We start from the raw sequence: 20,029 nt of genomic DNA, 5'->3' as shown, positions 1-20,029 counted from the left end.
TTGATTATATTTTATAACTTTGATAATATACTCTGGAATAGATAGAATCGGTCTTTTTATGGGCTAATGTGTGTAACACAGTCTACATGTTATATCAGATAAACGAATTTATTTGGTAGAGGTTTATTCCCATTAATGAGGAATAACAAACAGAAAGGAAAGGTACTAATGGGTAACTCTGAAGAGACAAAGAAAGGAAGATGTATGAGTACCAAGCTATTTAAGAAAATGGCTGCGTTGGCGCTCTCCCTTGCCATTGGGCTAAGTGGATTTGCAATGCCAACATTTGCAGCAACACTTGATTCAACACTAACTATTAAGAACGTTGAGGCAGGCGCTACTGTAAAGGGTTACAGAATCGTTAAGGAGTCTAACGGCAAGTGGGTAGTAGGCAAAACTGGAATCACAATCGCTGATCCTGCAAAGCCAACTGCTGCTGAAGTATATGCAATTGCATCTGCTGGAGACTTCACAGGTCTAGACACAGTAACATTTGCCGAGACAGCTGGAAAGTACGTTGCAAATAGCCCTAAGGCAGGTATTTACCTAGTAATGGTAACACCACAGGCAGGAAGCACAGGCGTATATACACCTATGATTGTCAGCGCTGACTACAAGCAGGATGCTGGCGAGGACAAGTCTTCTGTTCTTGATGTAAACGATGCTAACAAGCAGTTTAAGATCGGAACTACAGCATATGCTAAGAAGTCAACACCTAAGGTTAAGAAGGAAGTATACAACAAGACTGAGAATGATCAGGTAACTGGTGATACTACTAAGGCTGGAGACACTCACAAGATTGGAGACAAGGTAGAGTTCAAGATTGGAACAGCTATCCCTCTATACACAAGTGACTACAAGAATCCTAAGTTTGAAATCTCTGATAAGCTATCAACAGGTCTTGAGCTAGATCAGACTTCAATCAAGGTATACAACGGAGATCCTGCACCAGCTAAGCTGCTCACAGAAAACACCGATTATACTATCGAAGGCAAGACTGCTACAGGATTCACAGTAAAGTTTACTAAGACATTCCTTCTAAATAGCGCTGACAAGACTAAGATCAACGTTACTTACAAGGCTACTCTAACTGAGCAGGCTAAGTCGGGATTTGATCCAAGCACAAATACTGCTACAATCGATTACTCAACATCGCCAACAACTAACGATGGTAAGGATACTGACAGAACTAAGCACTACACATTCGATATCAACGGAGATGTAGGTACTAAGCTAAACCAGACCAATAGAAAAGAAGAAATCGTTAAGGTTGGTGTGGACGATGAGAATAACACAGTTACGGACGTAATTACTTCTGCTGAGACAACATCATCTGCAGGTAAGAAGGCAGGTGCAAAGTTCAGACTTTACAAGAAGGATGCTAGCCTCACAACTGCCGCTGAATATAAGAACCACGAGGCGACCCTTCTAGTTAAGAGAGGACTTGACGCAAGCGACAATATCGCTGACGAATCAGAGACTAAGGCAGACGGTAAGATCAGATTTAGAGGTATCGATGCTGGTGAGTATGTGCTTGTAGAGACAGAGGCTCCAGAAGGATATGCTAAGAACGAAACTCTAGTTCCAGTTAAGATTAGTGCTGAGCTAGATGCAGACGGAAACCTAAAGTCATACACAGTAACTATCAATGGAGTTGAAGCTGGAAAGTACGTTGCTACATACGAAAAGGATGAAGTAAAGACTACTACAGGAACATACAACCCACTACACTTCAACAACTACAAGCTAGGAACGCTACCAAGCACAGGTGGAATCGGAACATACCTATTCTACATCGTTGGTGCAGCTCTACTTAGCCTTGCAGTTGCGATGATGGTTAAAAAAAACAAAAGTAACGCTGCTGTAAAGTAGTGATTTAAATGCGGGTGCGGATAAGTGCACTTATAGTTAAGACTCTTATCCGCATCTTTTAAAAGAAGGATATTAGAACAAGAGTAGTGAATTTTAATGCGGGTAAAAGAGAGACAGAATCTTATTAAACAAAATAAAAGCTTTGTCGGAATAGCACTTCTCTTTATCGTCGGACTATCAATAATGATGTATCCTCTGGTTAGCAACTGGTGGAATCAGCGATTTGCAAAGCAGATGGTGCAGAGCTATAACAAGGCGGTGAAGCATGGAAATGTCGATTTCAACAAGGAGTTTGAAAGAGCAAAGGTATATAATCGCGAGCTTTCTCCGAAGGCCGTTCCTGATGCGTTCTCATCTAAGGAGAACAAGCGGGATATGGAGTATGAAAAGTGCCTTAACATCAACAAAGACAGTATGATGGGCTACATTATAATACCTGCCATCGATGTTGAGCTACCAATATTCCATTACACTAATGAGGAGGTCTTCCAGAAGGGCGTAGGACATCTGTGCGGAAGCAGCCTTCCAATCGGCGGCGAAGGAACACACGCAGTACTTTCAGCGCATCGAGGACTTCCTAGTGCAAAATTGTTTACGGATTTGGACCTGCTCAAGAAGGGTGACAAATTTTACCTGCACATAATGAACAAGAAAATGGCGTATAAAGTGGATAGCATCAAGGTCGTTAAACCTAGCAACACCAAGTCGCTTCAGGTTCAGAAGGGCAAAGACTACGTAACGCTTGTAACTTGTACACCGTATGGCGTTAATTCACACCGACTACTTGTTCGCGGACATCGAGTTCCTTACGATGGACAGAATGCTTCAGTGAAGAGAACCAATATAGGGCACATTTTTAAAGTAATTTTGTGTATACTTATCGGATGCGGTATCGCAATATTCATAGGAAGGGTTTTGGACAAGAGGAAGAAGTCCACAGATAGTAGATGGAAACACATAGAGTAAAAAATAATTTAAAGGGTCGATTGTTCAACCTCGTCATGGTTCTTCTGTTCATTTCGGGTGCAGCGGTAGTTCTATATCCTGCGGTGAGTGACCTTTGGAACAGTCAGTGGAATAATAGGATGAAGTCAATTTATGACAAATCCGTCAATCTCTATTCTGAGGACACGCTGAAGGACGAGTGGAGTAAAGCTAAGGCATATAACGCACAGCATACGGTTAATACTGTGAAAGATGCTTTTGATAATGATGAGTACATCAAGACTCATCCGTACAGCGACCTTTTAAATCCTAGTAAAAACGGGGTCATGGGATATGTCGAGATTCCAAAAATCGATCAGGAAATCATCATATACCATGGCACATCGTCTAAATCGCTCGAGCGAGGCGCAGGGCACGTAGAAGGGACGAGCCTGCCGATTGGCGGTAAAAGCACACATGCTGTAATTGCGGCACACAGGGGATTACCGGGGGCCAAGCTGTTTACAGATTTAGACCAATTAAAAAAAGGCGATAATTTCTATTTAAGAATTTTAGACAAGAAACTTGCTTATAGGGTTGACCAGATTAAGACCGTTAAGCCAGAGGAGCTGAGCGATCTACAGATAACCGAAGGCAAGGATTTTGTCACACTGCTAACCTGCACGCCTTACGGGGTGAATACGCATCGGCTAATGGTCAGAGGCCATGGGGTGCCATACACAGATCATGATGGCGTGAGATCGCCACTACTGGTCTTTTTGAACTCATGGCAGTTCAAGCTTATGGTCGCAGCAGCAGTAATCATAATTGCGCTGATTTTCATGCGAAAGCAGAGAAAACACAGTAATTAGTGTGAGAGATAGGACATTGAAATAATGCAAAATGACAGTTTGGTAAAGTTTAAAAAATCTATATGGATAGTAGTGCTTTGCTCGCTGATTATGACTATGTTATCAGTGCAGAGTGTTATGGCAGCGCATCCTGATCTAGTTCCAGATGTAGACACTGGAAGGCAGGACTCGCTTACTATTAACCTCGTGTACCACAAGGACAGAGTCAATCATGTGGCAGTTCCAGGCGCTACATTTGAAATACACAAGGTTGCGAACTTGACCACTAGTGGAGGAAGTGCAAAGTACAGAGCGGTGGCTGATTTTGCTTCAGCTAACGTCAAGTACAACGGGCTTACCAAAGAGTCTTCTGTTGTAGCTGCTAAGAAGCTATCAGCACTAGTTGATAGAGATAGCATAGCGGGTACTTCAAGGACTACCGATTCACAGGGTCGCGTGTCCTTTTCGGGATTATCACATGGAATTTATCTAGTAAGACAGACTGGTGCTACAGGTCACGCTAAGGCGTACCATCCAGTAGGACCTTATCTAGTTGTCGTTCCAGGTATTGAGAGAGTGAATGATGAGAACAAGTGGAAATACGATGTTACAATGGAGCCTAAGGTTGCTCTAATTAAGAAGGACGTTCCACCTGTCGAGGTTGCTTTCAAGCTAACTAAAAAGCTAGAGGGCAAGGACCTTAAGAAAGGCATGTTCAAATTCACGCTCAAGGAAGCTGACTCAGATTGGAAAATTAAGCCTAACGGCCTAACCAAGACAGTTTCAAATGAAAGCGATGGCGGAATTTTATTCAGACTAAACATCGCCAAAGAAGGAACTTACAACTATATCGTCAAAGAGGTAAATGACGGTCAGAGTGATATAGTTTACGACAAGCGCGAGGTGCGTGTTGTCGTTAAGGTATATGAAAACGAAGAAGGTCAGCTCAAAGTGAGAGATATCCAGCAGCAAGGTGACGGCGTCTTCACTAACAAGGTTAGGCGCATAATCATCAAGACTGGGGATACGACGAGAATTGCGATTTATGTAATCGCACTTGCGAGCGCTTTAACAGCATTAGTGGTATTAGTGAAGAAGAGAAAGAAGAAGGACTCCTAATTTGCAAGGAATTAACAGTGGATATTAGGAGAATTGCTTATGAGAAAAAAGACATTAATTAAGAGTATTGCATCGATTTTCGTCGCCGTATTACTCATTGTCAGTTTGATGCCTTTGTCTAATTTATCTGGTGTAGGTACAGAGACATACGGCGCAGATGAGGATATTGAGTATAATGTTTCACCTATAAAGAGCAGCTACGCTGCCGGTGATGTAGTATCTGTTACAGCGGAATACAGGAATGTCGATGCAAGTAATACGGAGAAGAAGTTCTCTATCAATCTTGAATACAGCAAGGGAGATTTGGAGTTAACCTCAGGTGCGGAATCTCAGATTGTGCAGCTTAAGAGTGGAAAGTCCGAAGCCTTTGAATACAAATTCAGAGTTAAGAAGAACATTGTAAAGCTCAGCGACAAGATAAAGATAAAAGCATCAGAGAACACAGGCTCTGCAGGATTCAGAAGTAGAGGCAGAGTAGCTGGTACGAGAGCTTCAAGTGGGACTAGCAGAGCGACTGTCTCTACTGCTGATATACTGGAGCACAAAAAGCGAATTGACTATCTAGGGGATGGTGTAACAAACAGCGACACGACGGTGGCTCAGAATCACAAGAATGACGTGAAGGACCTATATCGCATTTACGTTGACGTTACAGGCAAGGAGATTAAGAAGCAGCCCTTTGATATCCTGTTTGTAGTTGACCGTTCATCCAGTATGGAAGAGAAGGATATGTATAGCACACGTTCCAATTCGTACATCTCTAGAGACGGTGCTGTATCTGAGATGCTTAACGGATCACAGACTAGTTATACTGGCCGTGGACTAATTCCTGAACTGCTCGATCTCAATCCGGAGAATCAAATAGCGGTAATATCATTCGGTGGAGACAGAAACCATACAGTAAACAAACAAGATGCACAGATTGACAGAGACTGGGGCAGGAATAAAAGCTTCGTTAACACTAAGGCTTTTTACTGGAACGGCACTAACTATACGGCAGGGCTTGAGGTTGCAACTGATATGTTCAACAAGCCTGCTGTGAAGAATAACGGTCATAGAAAGCTTATGGTCTTTATCTCTGACGGTGTACCTACATTCTATGTGGATAACAGCGGTGTCAGACACGGAGATGGTGGTATTAATTGGGCGCCATATGCCAAGGAGCCAACTAGGCAGAAGATTGATGAGTTTATTGCTGATCACAAGGATGTAATGATTCATACGATAGGTGTTTCTAAAGATATCAATGGAACTACATCTTCTAGTAGCCCGGAACTACTTCAGCACATGGCTAAGAAAGGCGGCGGAGAATACATCGGTGTATTCGATAATGCCAACCTTTATGAAGAGGTTAAGAAGCTTCTGGAAGCCAATATGGTAAATGTCCTGAACGTGACAGACGAACTCAGCGACTCGGTCGAACTTTATGCGGCACAATCTGATGTGAAGGTTACTCGTAAAGAGAAGGCGACTGGCATCGAAAAAGTCCTTTATGAGAACGGTAACAGCACCGCGGATAACTGGAACAATGGTCATCGCATCATCGAGTCGGTTACATATACTCCTTCGAGTTCACCAGATTCGACAGGAAAGATGTTCCTTCAGTTCCACGAAGATGAAAAGGTTGACAGCAAATTCATTTATACGCTCTCCTATAACGTAAAGGTCACTCCTAAAGCATATGAAAAATATGAAAATGGTGGCTACACATCAACTGGAGATACAGATACGGACTACGGAAGCAATGACACTAGCTCTGGCAAGCCAGGGTTTAGATCTAATAAATCTGCAAGGATTAACTACGAATTTCAAGATGAAAAGATCGAGGAAGAGTACAAGCATCCAGTAGTTCAAGTCGCAGATTCAAAGCTCGTTTTGGAGAAGACGGATAATACTGGAGAAGCGCAGCTGAAGGGTGCAAAGTTTGACATATATAAGGTTTCGTCCCAAGGCACCGCAGGAGCCGTTAAGCTCCCAGGTACGACGGATAAGTGGGGGATACCTTTTAAGAGCAATCTAGTTGTTGATAAGAAGATTGAACTTACAGCACCAATCGGAGAGTACTACATCGTGGAAAAGGAAGCTCCGGAAGGATATTCCATTATCTCTGAGCCTATCAAGGTTAAGGTCAGAAGGGATACTGTTGCGGTAGTAACAGGAGCTTCTTGGACGGAGACAGAAGCTGCAGATGATAGCACGGGGACACCTATGAAGCTCAGAATCAAGGATAATCCTCTGTATGAACTGCCAAAGGCAGGAGGGATTGGAACTTACTTGTTCTACCTCAGTGGGGCTTTCTGTATGACCGCAGCAACTATATTCTATAGAAGAAGGCGCAGCGAGGCTTAGACAGTAGAAACCCATATAAATCAGGGGTTTGCAACGATTCAAATTAATGAACTTTAATTTGAAATTTGATAATTGTTTTGAATCAATTTCTGCTTAAATTTGATTTATATTTATAAATCTGATAGACTTCTAGAAAGTAGACAAAATTAGTCTTTTTATAGACAAAATGTGTGTGTTTTTAGTATACATTTGTCATCAAATAAAGACATTGCGCGTTATTTGGACAGTTTTTCTACTAAAAGGGTATGTGAAATAAAAGAAGGGCTGAGATTTAGGGGACTTTATTATATTAATGATAAAGAGAGACAGATGCATGAGTTTCTAGCCTAGTTTGGTTTGAGCTTATGCATTTTTCTTTATTTATAAAACTTGTGACTAGAGTCACTAAAACGTTAATCCATTATTATGTAAAAGGAGAAAGAGTATGCAGAGATTAGTAAAAAAGCAAATTAGCTGCATCGTAGCAATGGTTATGGTATTGCTACTAGCTATGTCTGTAATTGTTCCAGACAAGACTTATGCAGCGACAACTCACAGTCTTAAGATCACTAACGGTGGTAAGACTGCACACACTTTTGAAATCTATCAGGTTTTCAAGGGTGATCTATCAGGTAAGGTTCTGACTAACATCAAGTGGGGTAGCGGAATCAAGGATGCATCTAAGGCATCGCTAGGAAGTGCAAGTGCAAAGGCAAAGACACTTACTAACGTAACAAAGGCAGAAGAGTTTGCTAATGACCTTCAGTCTCACCTTGGTACACCTGCAAAGACACAGCAGGTTGCAGCTGGCGGAAGTGAGACAGTAACAGGACTTGAGCCTGGTTACTACCTGGTTAAGGATACAGCAAGCTCACAGAGCAACAAGGAAAACGGTGCATATACATCTTACATCCTTAAGATCGTATCTGACACTGAGACAAATGCAAAGCTTGACGTTCCTACAGTTGTTAAGAAAGTTCAGGAGAACAGCGACAATGAGTGGCAGGATGCTGCTGATTACAACATCGGCGACACAATCCCTTATAAGCTAACTGGTACTCTTCCTACAAACTATGACAAGTACACAAAGTATGCATACAAGTTCCACGATGAGATGTCTGCAGGTCTGACTCTAGATCCAACTTCAATTAAGGTTAAGATTGACGGAACTGAGATTGCAAGCAGCAAGTACACTGTTACACAGGATGCTGGTTCAAACAGCTTCACTGTAGCTTTTGCTGACCTTAAGGCACTCGACACACCAACAACTGCTAACAGCAGCATCGTAGTTGAGTACAATTGTAAGCTAAATGATAATGCCGTTATCGGTTCTGCTGGTAACCCAAATACAGTTTACCTAGAGTACTCCAACAACCCTAACAGAGGTGGAGAAGGAGAATTCGGTAAGACTCCTAAGGATAAGAACATCGTATTCTCATACAAGGTAATCGTTAACAAGAAGGACGAGAACAACGATCCTCTAGTTGGTGCTGAGTTCACACTTTACAAGAAGACTGCTACTGGTAAGGAAGCAATCACAAGATTCACTATCGATAATACTATGGCTGCAAACAAGACCACATTTACATATAAGGGTCTAGATGCAGGCAAGTATGTACTCGAGGAGACAAAGACTCCAGCTGGCTACAACAGCATAGAGCCTATCGAGTTCACAATCAAGGCTGATTACGATAAGACTTCAGATGATCCTAAGCTAACTAAGCTAGAGAGTCTTGGTGTGCTAACATTTACAGCAGACAAGAATGCTGGATCGCTTTCCGCTGACGTTGTTAATAACAAGGGATTCACTCTTCCAGAGACTGGAGGAATGGGTAGAGCTCTAATCTACGTACTAGGAACAATTCTCGTAATTGGTTCATTCGGATACATGAGACGCAGAAAAGGAGCAACTATTAAGTAAAAATGGGTAAGATGAAAAGAATCATCCCCAACATAATAGTTGCAGTAATGCTGATTGGGGGTATCGGGCTTTTGGCTTATCCCACGATCAGCGATTGTATCAACGAATTGCACTCCTCTAGAGCAATCGGGAGCTATGTAAAGAAGACTAAGGATTTATCCAAAGAGAAAAAAGCACAACTTCTAAGCGAGGCGAGAGCATATAACGAGACTTTGGTCAACAAGAAGAATCGTTATTTCCTTAAGCCCGAAGAAAAAGAGCAGTACAACAAGCTGCTCGATGTAACCGACACAGGCATCATGGGGTATGTGGATATACCTAAGATCAAGACATACATACCTATATATCATGGTGTTGATGCAGGTTCGCTTCAGATAGCGACAGGGCATATACCTGGGAGCTCTCTGCCGGTAGGTGGTCCTAGTACACACAGCCTGATTTCAGGCCATACGGGACTTCTATCTGCGAAGCTTTTTACAAATATCGATCAACTTGAAGATGGCGACATCTTTATGATCCATGTATTTGACGATGTGTATGCATACAAGGTTAACAAGATTAACACTGTACTGCCTGATGAAGTTGAAGATTTGGAAATCGAAAAGGGCAAAGACTACGTGACGCTGATTACGTGTACGCCCTATGGAGTTAACTCGCATAGACTTCTCGTGAGAGGGGAGCGCACCAAATATACGAAGACACAGAACGTAGAAGACGTTATTAAAATAGTCATGCTGAAATATATTGCCATATTAGCTGTTGGGGTTATAACTCTGATAGTTTTGATAAGGCTGTATATCAAAAGGCGAAGAAAAAAAGAAAGGGATTAAATGAAAAGTAATAGAATTTCTTTAATATTAATTCTATGCTTCAGTTTTGTATCTTTCATACTTCCTTCCCATGCTGCATATGCAGATGATAGCGCGAGCCTAAACATCACGCTGACTTATGAGCATAAAGCCATAAGTGGCGCGCAGTACTCTATCTATCAGGTCGCAGATCTGAAAGCAGATAGGACTGGTTATGTCGGAAGAGCTCCGTTTCAGTGGAATGGGAATTTAGAAGAACTTAAAACCGTAGATGCCCAGATAAAGCTAGCGCGTCGTCTTGAGAGGAAAAGCCGTAATGCAAGTGCGGCGATGACACTCACGACTGGTCGTGACGGTACGGTTCGTTTTACAGGTTTGAGAAGTGGAATGTATCTCGTGGTACAAACAGGGGCAACTGGGGAAGCTGCAGACTACACAACGATGCAGCCGTTCTTAGTGATGGCTCCAAGGTTTGAGAATGGCGTTTGGAACAAGGTTGTGAATGCCAAGCCAAAGCCTGAGGTACAGAAGAAACAGAAACCTAAAATCACCAAGAAGGTAAAGACTGGTGATAACAGCGAACTGTTCTGGTGGAGCGGGTCACTGATGCTCAGCGTCGGACTTATGGCCCTCCTCGTACTGAGGAGAAAGAATAAGATGGGAGGGGTTAGCTGATGAACAAGAAGACTTTAATGAAAAAGCTCTCTTCCTTGCTGATAATCCTCGCCATCTTGATACAGATGTTTCCGATCGCTACGTATGCACAGGAAAACGCGACACACACATCTCGAGTTAGACATGTCAGAGCACTTAGGGCAGGGGCTCCAGAAACCTATGTGAAGTTCAGTATACGATCTCACACCGGCGAAAATATAATAGGACAGGTACAGTACAACCTAATGGAAGTGGACGGTGGTTCTGAAAAGATATATAAAAATGGCTTCGTGAGTTTCGTGAAACCAGATGTTGAATTTACAGGGCTAAAGCTAAATACTACCTATAAGATGTACATAAAAAATGTACCACCAGGATACGAGAGGCCAGTTCAGAGTGTAGCAGAGTTTTACTTCGATACTTCTGGGATTCACTTCACTAAAGGCAGCGGTGGCATAGTCTTACGTCAAACTGCTGAGTCTGCAAAAGTCGGAATGGGATTCTTTGTACAGGATACGTCTGGCGCTGCAGTTAAGCCTGTAACCTTTGAACTGACAAAGGAAGACGACAATGGCGACACTCCTATAAGCATTCAGGCCAGGCCAGGAACTGGGAATAGGTACGACATCGATATTACAAAGCGTGATATCGAGCTTAATAAGAAGTATAAGCTGAAAATTAAGAGTGCACCGAGTAAATACCAGCTTCCTACAGGCAATGTGGCTGAATTCTATTTCTCTAATGAGGACGGTAAGCTATTCATAAGGTTTACAAAAGGCGGTAACACATCAATCCTTAAGAAGGTCGGTGAACAAGATAAACCGCTTGCTGCTAATGAATACTACGGATTTGTAGGATACGGAGATAAGATCAAAGTGTCCAAGAGCAACGAAAGCTCCTCTGGGGTAGAGGCATTTTGCATTAGAGCAGAGGATACTTTCCCAGGCTTCGGAGACAATGCTGTATATAAGGAGTACATTAACGATGCGGATGCTCTATATAGATCAGCTCAGAGACCTAGAGTTGGTAAAAAAGAGCTCTACGACGTAATGCGTAAGATTTATTACTACTGCGAAACGCACAAGGATGAACTCCTGAAGGATTACGGACTCAACGATGCGGGATTCTGGAGAGATTCAGTAGATCACGAACAGGATTACGGATACTATAAAACGATGCAGGAGGCATTTTGGTACTACTCAAATAGCCTGGATGATATAAAAACATATAGTCAGGGCTCTAATGAGTACACCAGGATGAAGACGGCAGTTAACCACATCCTATCCGAGAGCAAGAAGGTTTCCGATGCGGAGATGAAATCCGTTAAGGTCAAGACCTACATTACAGAGATGACTGGCAAACATTCTCAGCCATACCAGCAGCTGGTTTCGTTCGAGCTGAACAGAACGACTGAAATCAATGTACTGAAGGTTGATGATACAGAGAACGCACTTAATGGAGCTGTATTCAAGCTTGAAAAGCTTGGCGATGCGTCATTTACACCGATGTATGTAGGTAGAAACCAGAATATATCGCAGTTCAAGTTCGAAGGGCTAAGTGCTGGCGAATATCGCCTCACGGAGGAGAAGACGCCGACAGGCTACAAGCCACTAGATGGACCGATTGACTTTAAGATTGAAGAGCAGAACAAAAAGTTCACTATCACGCAGACTTCGACCAATCCAATGGTAACCTTAAGCGGAACTAGTATGACTTTTAAAGTTAAGAACGAAAAGCTTAAGACGAGAATCACTGTTAATAAGAAGTGGTTCGATGCTGATGGACAAGAGGTGCAGCGTTCAGCTGGGTCAATCACCTACAACTTGATGCAGATTTCGACGAGTGCGAACGGAACGACTTCAGAGAAGGTCTATAAGGCTGGAGAGACACTGTCAGCTTCAGATAACTGGACGAAAACCTATACGGATTTGCCGGTGTCAGGAAAAGCGGACAATGGCGATGACGTTACTTATGGTTACTACGTAGTTGAGACAGCCGTGCCAGATTACGGTACTAGCTACAGCAATAGTAACGGTGCGGAAGTTCAGACACCAAAGGATGCAGCGGTTTCATCAGGAACTATTACAATCAAGAATACTGAGAATATGAGGTTCCTGCTGCCTGAGACCGGAGGCCTTGGTAGAACCGTGCTGTATATCGCAGGGGTGATACTCGTGCTCATATCGGCAGGGGTGATTATCACTAGGAAGAATCGTTTAAAGAACGGTACGAAATAAGAAGCTAGAGAGCGACTGCTTTATGTGGTTGCTCTCTTTTTTATGAAAAAAGCGTTGCGATTCATTTTGCGTTCATCTTTCTCATTTATTATATGGACAACAAGAAGCAAAGATGAGGAGTTTAATTTCAAATTAAAACAGAAAGAGGTAAAGACATGAAAAAGATTTTCAAAATAAAGACATTAGCAAAGTTTATCGCATTAGCAGTTTCTATCTCAGCGCTCGGTTCAGCAGTTGGATGCTCAAGCAATCATGATGAAAAGGCTGTGCGCAAGGCGAAAGTAACAGTTCAGCAGGCAGAGGAAACGGCACTCAAGGAATCGAATGGAGGAACTGTTATAGGATATGAGATAGATGTTGACAATGAAACTGTAGTGTATGAAATTACCGTTAGCGACACTAATTCTGTAAAGGAATATAAAATCGATGGAGAATCAGGGAAAGTCCTGAAGGTTGAGGCAGATAACTTCAATTCAGATTCTGAAGACAAGGCTCTCATAGGTGCGAAGCCACAAGTTGACCTTGCAAAGGCTGAAACACTAGTGAAAGAAAAATATGCTAAGGCAATTATCATGAAGCTTAAGCTGGACATTAATGAAAATGCTCTCGTATACAAAGTAACTGTAATAGATGGTAAACAGACGATTGATGTAAAGATGAGTGCTGTCGATGGAGCGTTCTTAGCAGAAGAAAATGAAGATCAGGATGACTAGTTAATAGTATATGATTGTATATAAAATCTCGGTTAGATTATCTAGCCGAGATTTTGCGTATAAGATGATATAATAGGCGACAATAAAGAAAGTAAAGGAGCGAGACCATGAAGCTGTTAGTAATCGAAGATGAGGTTATGCTTAATAGAAGTATAGTAAAGCTTCTAAAGACTCAGCAGTACAGTGTTGATGCGGCATATGATGGGGAAGAAGCGATTGACTACATAAGAGCAACTAATTACGACGTAATAATTTCAGATATCATGATGCCTAGACTTGATGGACTTGGTGTGCTTAAGTATCTAAGAAATCATCAGATTAAGACGCCTGTCCTCATGCTAACAGCAAAGGATACGCTTGAAGACAAGGTGACTGGGCTAGATGCTGGTGCGGATGATTACCTCGTTAAGCCTTTTGAATTTGATGAGCTCCTCGCACGCATCAGAGTTATGCTGAGACGCAATAATAGAGAGATTCTCATGAGTACCGTGCAGTTTGGTGATTGTTGCTTAGATTTTATAAAGAAAACAGTTACCAAGAATTCGTCTCTAGTAGACCTTACAGCCAAGGAGTACGCTCTGCTCGAGTGTTTGGTTAGGCATCCTAATGTTATATTGAGTAGAGAGCAGATCAGAGAACATATCTGGGACTTTGACTATGAGGGTGAGTCGAACATTATCGATGTATTGGTAAAGAACATTCGCAAGAAGCTAGAGAATCCGATGGTCATAGTGACGAAGAGAGGTATGGGATATGTATTCAAATCAGAAGAAAAGGAATAGAAAGAGAACCATCGTCTCGAGGGTTACTCGTTGGTACACGGTATTTGTAGCAGCTATATTTATTGCAATGTTCAGTGTAGCGCTTGTGCTTTCTGATACGTGGTCGAGTTATACAACCAGAACAGAGCTCGAACGAGCAACGATAAGGATGGCTTCAGACCTCGATGATTTTGAGTCCTATGACGACGGTGTATATTTCGCAATATACAGTAAAGATAAAAAACTCGAGCGAGGCACGCTGCCACAAGGGTTTCATGAAAATGCTCCATTTTCATCAGGAGAGATATCGAAGTACAGTTCTGATGGCTTAAATTATTATTACTTTGATACGTATAACAAAGAGGAGCAGAAGTGGGTTCGTGGAATTCATTCCATCAAATGGCTGAGCTATGAGCTGAAACTATTTCTGCTTGCAATTGTTGTTCTTGCACCTCTTTCAATGATTTCGATGTCACTTGGGGGTAGAAGAATACTTAAGCGCGGTTTACTTCCGATAAATGATGTTACTAACATGGCAGAGGATATCACGGAGAGTCGTGACTATACGAAGCGCATCAATACGTCGTATAAGCATTCGTATGATGAGACGGCGAGACTTGCAAATGTATTTAACAAAATGATTTTCTCTATACAGGAAAATTTCGATAAGGAGAAGCAGTTCAATCAGAACGTATCGCACGAGCTCAGAACACCACTCTCGGTGATAATGGCAGAAAGTGAGTTCGGAGCGAAATACGCTGACGATTTAGAGAGTGCAAGGGAGTCTCTTGAGGTAATAAACCACCAGGCTAAACTGATGAAGGATATGACAGAGCAGATTCTTGAGCTTTCTAAGGCCGAGCAGTTATGTTGGTCTGATTTAGATAGGCTGTCGCTTTCGGAGCTTGTCACAGAATACTGCAGACAGCACGAGCGAAAGTGGGTAGAATCGGGACTGAAATTTGATATAGAGATTCAATCGGATATATGGATTTATGGTCACAAATTGATGCTTTACCGTGTGCTTGATAATCTCGTGAGCAATGCGATTAAATTTTCTAAAACGATGGTGTTAATAAAGTTGGAGCGTGATCAAGGGCAAGGTTTTGGCGAGAATCAAAAGAACACATCGTTTAAGTGCGAGAAACCCGAGGAAATCACTGACCTTACGACGGCTACTTTAAAAGTAGTGGATGACGGAATCGGCATATCACCAGATCATATAGCTAAAATCTCGGATAGGTTTTATCAAGTCGATGAATCAAGAAATAAAGAAATTAACAGTGGGCTCGGACTCGGACTATCATTTGTGAGGGAAATTGCGGAGCTTCATAGGGCGGAGTTCAAGATAGTCTCAGAGGAAGGTGATGGTGCTGAGTTTAGACTCAAATTTATCATGTGTTAAGGAGCTATGCCCTCAATCTATGCTCTAACATTGGACTGTAACAAAAGCAATAACAAAACAAGGTTAAAAAACAAAGAAAAGTTGCAGTAAATGCCAATCTTATCGATTTTGTAACATTTAGTAGTGTGTACGCGATTTGCAAAATATCTGGACTTCGTGTAAAATAAACGAAATTAGTTAAGAATTACTTATATAATGCGGTAGTGCGTTATATAGAGAATTTTTGCATTATATCATTAAAAGCTGCGCTGTACATTTTGGTGTATGTGTAGCTTAAGATAAGTGTATTTATAAGGAGGGATTATGAAGGCAATTAGAAGCAAAGCGGTGTCCATACTGTGCTTGATGGCCATGATTATCACAACTCTGATATCTGGTATTCCATCAGTAAGTGCGGCGGCTTCAGGTGCGTCATCAGGAACTAGTGCGTCAGCTTTCTCTGACACGATTAATTTTGGCCAGAGCGGTTCTCTTACGCTAAACCTAAAGCCTACTTCGCCTACGACAGTAAGGACAGAGACGAATATCACAACAGGAATTGAGATTGATGCGACGGCGCTGACGAAGCCAGTCGAGGGACTGTATCTCGAGATTGAAGTGCCAACGAAGCAGACATCGAAGAACCAAAACGATACCAACAATATCGCTGATGGAACTTACCTGGATAACTTCGCGACGCCAGCTTCCAAGACACAGCCTATCATTAAGTCAGAAGAGACAATCGTGACTAACGATGGGAAAACTATTAAGCGAATTTATCTGAACAAGATAGACAATACGGTAAGATTGCAGCTTCCATATGTAATGAGCTTTGCAGATAAGACTACACCAAGTGATTTTAAGCTTAAGCCAGTAGTTCGCATGTATAGTGCTGATGGCACTAAGCTTTCTACACTTGAGGATAAGACTTATGGTGTTACTTATCCAAAGCCATGGCTCATGAAGATAGTTGCGGGAGAAGAGACAGACGATCAGCTCGTATATGCTGGTGCATCTAGCAGGACGAATCCTTCGTCTATTTCAGAAGATGGTGCATCGGATATTAACTACAACTTTAAATTGTATCAAGAGTACAGGGCATATCGCTCAATTATAATCACTGATAAGCTTCCGACATATGTTGATAGCGCAGGCAATACTAGGACTGCTAAGTTTGACCCGGCAAAGAACCCTAACTGGACTCTAAGCTCCGACGGTAAGACGGTTACGCTAAGATTCGACATACCTACGGGCGTTAGGGATTTGCACGATTACATCAGGGATAATCTGCCAGCTTATTCAAATCTTAAGCTGTCATTCCCAGGTGCAAAGTACATGAATGGATCTAATAGAGTAAACTTTACGAACACTGCAGAGATGCAGGGAATTCCATTTAATCCGGGTGCAGCTGAGGCTACTGTCGGAAAAGTCGCTGGAAATGAACACAATTTTGATGATGATACGAAGCGTTTCCGCTTAGCAGGTGATGACTACAACGGCGATGGAATGCTCGGCAAGAAAGGTCTACTTACCATTCCGTTCGACAAGAACAGTCTTGCGGTAAGAGAGCTGGAATATGCTATCAAGTTGGTTAACAAGCTCGATAGACCGCTTACAGACATTGAGATTTATGAGGACGTTCAGAACACTGGTGGTCGTCTATTTATGACGATGATAACGGGGAACCTCGTAGGTGTAGGTTCGAGAGCAAATCTCAATCTCTCACAGCTAGAACTAAGAGGCTATAAAGCTGACGGAACGTACGATGTTATTCCGCTTACTAATAATGGTGCAGCATGGCTATTTAAAGGCGAGGTAAATGCTGACAGCAAGGAAAAGCTACAGTCATACCTTGATCAGATCAATCAGGGCACGTTAGATCCTGCAAACGCTGGTGCAGTTGATCCTAAGTACAAGAGAGTGGGCTTATACCTCAAGGATTTCACACTCGCACCTTCAGCAAACTTAGAGTTTAACCTCAAGATGATGTTTATCAATCCTTTCGGGGAAACCTATAACGATAGACCTATCAACAATACAGTCAAGGCCGATGTCAACAGGGTTAACGAAGATGGCTCCAAGACGAAGATGGATCTGTCTGGTAGCTGGAACTCGTACTTTACTCCTTTCACCGAGAAGGTGTGGTTAGGTAAGGAAACTCGCAATCAGAGGGTGGGGATGCCAAACGAGAGATTCACTGCCAGGGTAGGTTTTAGGCTTGATACGCTCTCAGGAGCACGATATCTAAAGAATCCAACATTCGTGGATTTGCTGCCAACCGGTGTTTCGTATGATCAGCTTACGAACGTTTCGCCGATAGTTGGTTCGAAACCAGTTCAGTCGGTGGAGTTTATTAAGAACTACAACGAGACTGGCCGAGATGCGGTTAAAATCGTTCTACCTTCAGGCTACGTATATGAATATGCGAATATGGCTTATGATATTGTCGATTTATATGTAAATAATGACGTAATACCTAGCAAGGCAGAGAATGATCAGTTAAATAATAATAACGATGTATATTTCTACGCCGACAACTGGACAAAGGGAACGCCAGCAGATTTCGCTGGTCTCTATAATACGAACAACTTCGTAAAAGACACACTAGACATCAATATAAATGGTGTCGTGGATGAGACTATACTAAAGGCAACTGCCAAGGTTCTGGGTAACAACGTAGAGAGTATTCAGTCGGATAAGCACATAAGAAGCCTCGAGCCTAATACTCCAGGCGGTGCTGCTGTATACGGAAGGGCATTTACGAGAAATACAATCTCGACAGATTTTGCCGATGTGACAAACACAAGCGGATTATTCCAGTATCGCCTAAGTGTTCGTAACTATTACAACATGGCGATGGATAAAATTCTCATGTATGACGTGTTCCCACATGTAGGCGATGGCAGAAATTCTGCATTTAGCAACACCCTTCAGGGACCACTCGAGCTAAAGATCGGTTCTACAGATGTAAGCAATAATTACGACATATATTACCGCACGGATAAATATCCTGATAGAACGGATAAAAACGAGCTAAACAGCTCTGCTTGGACTAAGAACCCTGGGGATTACACTAAGGTTAAGGCTATCAAGATTGTAGGTAAGAATGGTACGACTTTGGAGCCGTACACAGTTCTGTCTGCATACCTCACGATGAAGGCCCCAACTTACGATCCTAAGCTATCAGAGGCTGTTGCTAACAACACATTCAGTGTTATATATAACGACGAAGTAAAGCTTCGTGAGACCGATGTTGTTTCTAACAAGCTGATTGATAAGATGGATGTTGAAGCAACTAAGAAGTGGGTTGATACTGAGGGCAATGAAATTGCAACTCCGGATGTTAACGAAATTACGGTAAAACTCTTTGCCAATGGTGAAGATACTGGTAAGACCGCTAAGCTGACAGCAGCGAATAACTGGAAAGCAAAGTTCACACAGCTTCGCCAGTACACTGTGGTTCAGAATAATGATGGCACTACAACTAAGACGCCAATCGTTTATACGGTGAAGGAAGCTAACCAGAACGGGAATAACAAAGTAACGTACAGTGGCAAGACATATGATGTTACAGCTAATTCTGTTCAGGTAAATCCAGCTTCGCCAACATCTCAGCTAGGCATCACCATAACAAATACGATGGAACAGGAGCAGGTAGAAGTTTCAGGAACTAAGACGTGGGATGATAACTTCAACCAGGATGGCAAGCGTCCGACATCAATCAAGGTGAACCTACTTGCTAATGGCTCAAAGGTGCAGGAAAAGACTGTGAGCGCTGGCAGCAACTGGACATATACATTTGCAAATTTACCTAAGTACAAGGCTGGGCAGGAGATCACCTACACAGTTACAGAGGAAGCTGTAGATGGATATACGGCTACGGTAAATGGCTATGACATCACTAACAAACACAAACCAGAATATATCGATATCCCTGTAGAGAAGGTATGGGTGAACGATAGCAGTGTAATCAGCAGCCGTCCTAACAAGATCCATGTAAAGCTTTATGCTAACGATGAGATGATTGAGGAGCGCGATATCAAGGCAGCTGATAACTGGAAGCATACATTTGCAAACTTACCTAAGTACAAAGGTGGCAAGGAGATTAAGTATGCTATAAAGGAAGATGCTGTAGGTGGATACACCACTAAGGTTACCGGAGATTCGGCTGGCTTTGTAATCACTAACACGTATGAGCCAGAGAAGCCAAACGTGCCAAAGACACCAGATAAGCCTAAGAAGACAGGACTACCTAAGACAGGAGATAGCGCAATACTAGTATTCTATGTAGGGGTGCTTCTACTTGCACTCGCAGGGCTAGCACTTTTAATCAGAATGAGAAAGAAAATAGGTGAATAATTATCAGTTCTGAGATTTAATGCCTTGTGTATTAATTAAGAAGTCGAGCATGATTGATTAGTAAAATTGTCAATCGTGCTCTTTTTTTGTGCAAAGT

13 protein-coding genes are annotated in these 20,029 nt (G+C 42.3%); all 13 read left to right on the top strand.

Annotated elements, in window-relative coordinates; all coding sequences use genetic code 11:
* Nucleotides 1–168: 168 nt before the first annotated feature.
* The 13 genes from Q7O90_RS06640 to Q7O90_RS06580 all read left to right on the top strand — a co-directional run bounded on the left by Q7O90_RS06640 (nt 169) and on the right by Q7O90_RS06580 (nt 19,932).
* Nucleotides 169–1,872 carry an isopeptide-forming domain-containing fimbrial protein gene (locus tag Q7O90_RS06640; protein WP_304128784.1) on the top strand — a complete coding sequence of 568 codons (1,704 nt, stop codon included), beginning with the start codon at nt 169–171 and terminating at the stop codon, nt 1,870–1,872.
* Between the two features lie 96 nt (nt 1,873–1,968).
* The gene (locus Q7O90_RS06635; RefSeq protein ID WP_304128783.1) at nt 1,969–2,838 is read left to right on the top strand and encodes a class C sortase; all 870 of its coding nucleotides are present in this window, start codon (nt 1,969–1,971) and stop codon (nt 2,836–2,838) included.
* Nucleotides 2,820–3,668, top strand: coding sequence for a class C sortase (locus Q7O90_RS06630; protein ID WP_304128781.1), 849 nt, complete (start codon nt 2,820–2,822; stop codon nt 3,666–3,668). Before Q7O90_RS06635 ends, Q7O90_RS06630 begins: the two co-directional genes overlap by 19 nt.
* A 24-nt stretch (nt 3,669–3,692) precedes the next feature.
* On the top strand, nt 3,693–4,766 hold the full coding sequence (locus Q7O90_RS06625; protein ID WP_304128779.1) for a Spy0128 family protein: 1,074 nt from the start codon (nt 3,693–3,695) through the stop codon (nt 4,764–4,766).
* Nucleotides 4,767–4,805: 39 nt separating this feature from the next.
* Nucleotides 4,806–7,115, top strand: a complete 2,310-nt coding sequence (locus Q7O90_RS06620; RefSeq protein ID WP_304128777.1) for a DUF7604 domain-containing protein — start codon at nt 4,806–4,808, stop codon at nt 7,113–7,115.
* Nucleotides 7,116–7,539: 424 nt separating this feature from the next.
* Complete coding sequence (locus tag Q7O90_RS06615; RefSeq protein WP_304128775.1) at nt 7,540–9,015, top strand: SpaH/EbpB family LPXTG-anchored major pilin; 1,476 nt, start codon at nt 7,540–7,542, stop codon at nt 9,013–9,015.
* Nucleotides 9,016–9,026: 11 nt separating this feature from the next.
* Nucleotides 9,027–9,845: a class C sortase gene (locus Q7O90_RS06610; protein WP_304128773.1), complete on the top strand. Its 819-nt coding sequence runs from the start codon at nt 9,027–9,029 to the stop codon at nt 9,843–9,845.
* Entirely contained in the window at nt 9,846–10,499 is a 654-nt protein-coding gene (locus tag Q7O90_RS06605) for a pilin N-terminal domain-containing protein (protein ID WP_304128770.1), read from the top strand.
* Complete coding sequence (locus Q7O90_RS06600; RefSeq protein WP_304128769.1) at nt 10,499–12,715, top strand: SpaA isopeptide-forming pilin-related protein; 2,217 nt, start codon at nt 10,499–10,501, stop codon at nt 12,713–12,715. The genes Q7O90_RS06605 and Q7O90_RS06600 overlap by 1 nt, the downstream gene beginning before the upstream one ends.
* 155 nt (nt 12,716–12,870) lie before the next feature.
* Nucleotides 12,871–13,428, top strand: coding sequence for a PepSY domain-containing protein (locus Q7O90_RS06595; protein ID WP_304128768.1), 558 nt, complete (start codon nt 12,871–12,873; stop codon nt 13,426–13,428).
* 107 nt (nt 13,429–13,535) lie between these two features.
* Nucleotides 13,536–14,210 carry a response regulator transcription factor gene (locus tag Q7O90_RS06590; RefSeq protein ID WP_304128767.1) on the top strand — a complete coding sequence of 225 codons (675 nt, stop codon included), beginning with the start codon at nt 13,536–13,538 and terminating at the stop codon, nt 14,208–14,210.
* Nucleotides 14,182–15,594: a sensor histidine kinase gene (locus tag Q7O90_RS06585; protein WP_304128766.1), complete on the top strand. Its 1,413-nt coding sequence runs from the start codon at nt 14,182–14,184 to the stop codon at nt 15,592–15,594. Before Q7O90_RS06590 ends, Q7O90_RS06585 begins: the two co-directional genes overlap by 29 nt.
* Before the next feature lie 303 nt (nt 15,595–15,897).
* On the top strand, nt 15,898–19,932 hold the full coding sequence (locus Q7O90_RS06580) for a Cna B-type domain-containing protein (RefSeq protein WP_304128764.1): 4,035 nt from the start codon (nt 15,898–15,900) through the stop codon (nt 19,930–19,932).
* Nucleotides 19,933–20,029: the final 97 nt, after the last annotated feature.

It is taken from the genome of Mogibacterium diversum (assembly GCF_938028775.1).
GTDB lineage: Bacteria > Bacillota > Clostridia > Peptostreptococcales > Anaerovoracaceae > Mogibacterium > Mogibacterium diversum_A.
The sequence above is the reverse complement of the archived record's forward strand: the minus strand, read 5'-3'. Positions and strand labels throughout refer to the sequence as shown.

What these genes read in the sequence shown, in the direction of transcription:
- Q7O90_RS06640 (WP_304128784.1), top strand. Translation starts at nt 169, where the DNA reads ATGGGTAACTCTGAAGAGACAAAGAAAGGAAGATGTATGAGTACCAAG.
- Q7O90_RS06635 (WP_304128783.1), top strand. Translation starts at nt 1,969, where the DNA reads ATGCGGGTAAAAGAGAGACAGAATCTTATTAAACAAAATAAAAGCTTT.
- Q7O90_RS06630 (WP_304128781.1), top strand. Translation starts at nt 2,820, where the DNA reads ATGGAAACACATAGAGTAAAAAATAATTTAAAGGGTCGATTGTTCAAC.
- Q7O90_RS06625 (WP_304128779.1), top strand. Translation starts at nt 3,693, where the DNA reads ATGCAAAATGACAGTTTGGTAAAGTTTAAAAAATCTATATGGATAGTA.
- Q7O90_RS06620 (WP_304128777.1), top strand. Translation starts at nt 4,806, where the DNA reads ATGAGAAAAAAGACATTAATTAAGAGTATTGCATCGATTTTCGTCGCC.
- Q7O90_RS06615 (WP_304128775.1), top strand. Translation starts at nt 7,540, where the DNA reads ATGCAGAGATTAGTAAAAAAGCAAATTAGCTGCATCGTAGCAATGGTT.
- Q7O90_RS06610 (WP_304128773.1), top strand. Translation starts at nt 9,027, where the DNA reads ATGAAAAGAATCATCCCCAACATAATAGTTGCAGTAATGCTGATTGGG.
- Q7O90_RS06605 (WP_304128770.1), top strand. Translation starts at nt 9,846, where the DNA reads ATGAAAAGTAATAGAATTTCTTTAATATTAATTCTATGCTTCAGTTTT.
- Q7O90_RS06600 (WP_304128769.1), top strand. Translation starts at nt 10,499, where the DNA reads ATGAACAAGAAGACTTTAATGAAAAAGCTCTCTTCCTTGCTGATAATC.
- Q7O90_RS06595 (WP_304128768.1), top strand. Translation starts at nt 12,871, where the DNA reads ATGAAAAAGATTTTCAAAATAAAGACATTAGCAAAGTTTATCGCATTA.
- Q7O90_RS06590 (WP_304128767.1), top strand. Translation starts at nt 13,536, where the DNA reads ATGAAGCTGTTAGTAATCGAAGATGAGGTTATGCTTAATAGAAGTATA.
- Q7O90_RS06585 (WP_304128766.1), top strand. Translation starts at nt 14,182, where the DNA reads ATGTATTCAAATCAGAAGAAAAGGAATAGAAAGAGAACCATCGTCTCG.
- Q7O90_RS06580 (WP_304128764.1), top strand. Translation starts at nt 15,898, where the DNA reads ATGAAGGCAATTAGAAGCAAAGCGGTGTCCATACTGTGCTTGATGGCC.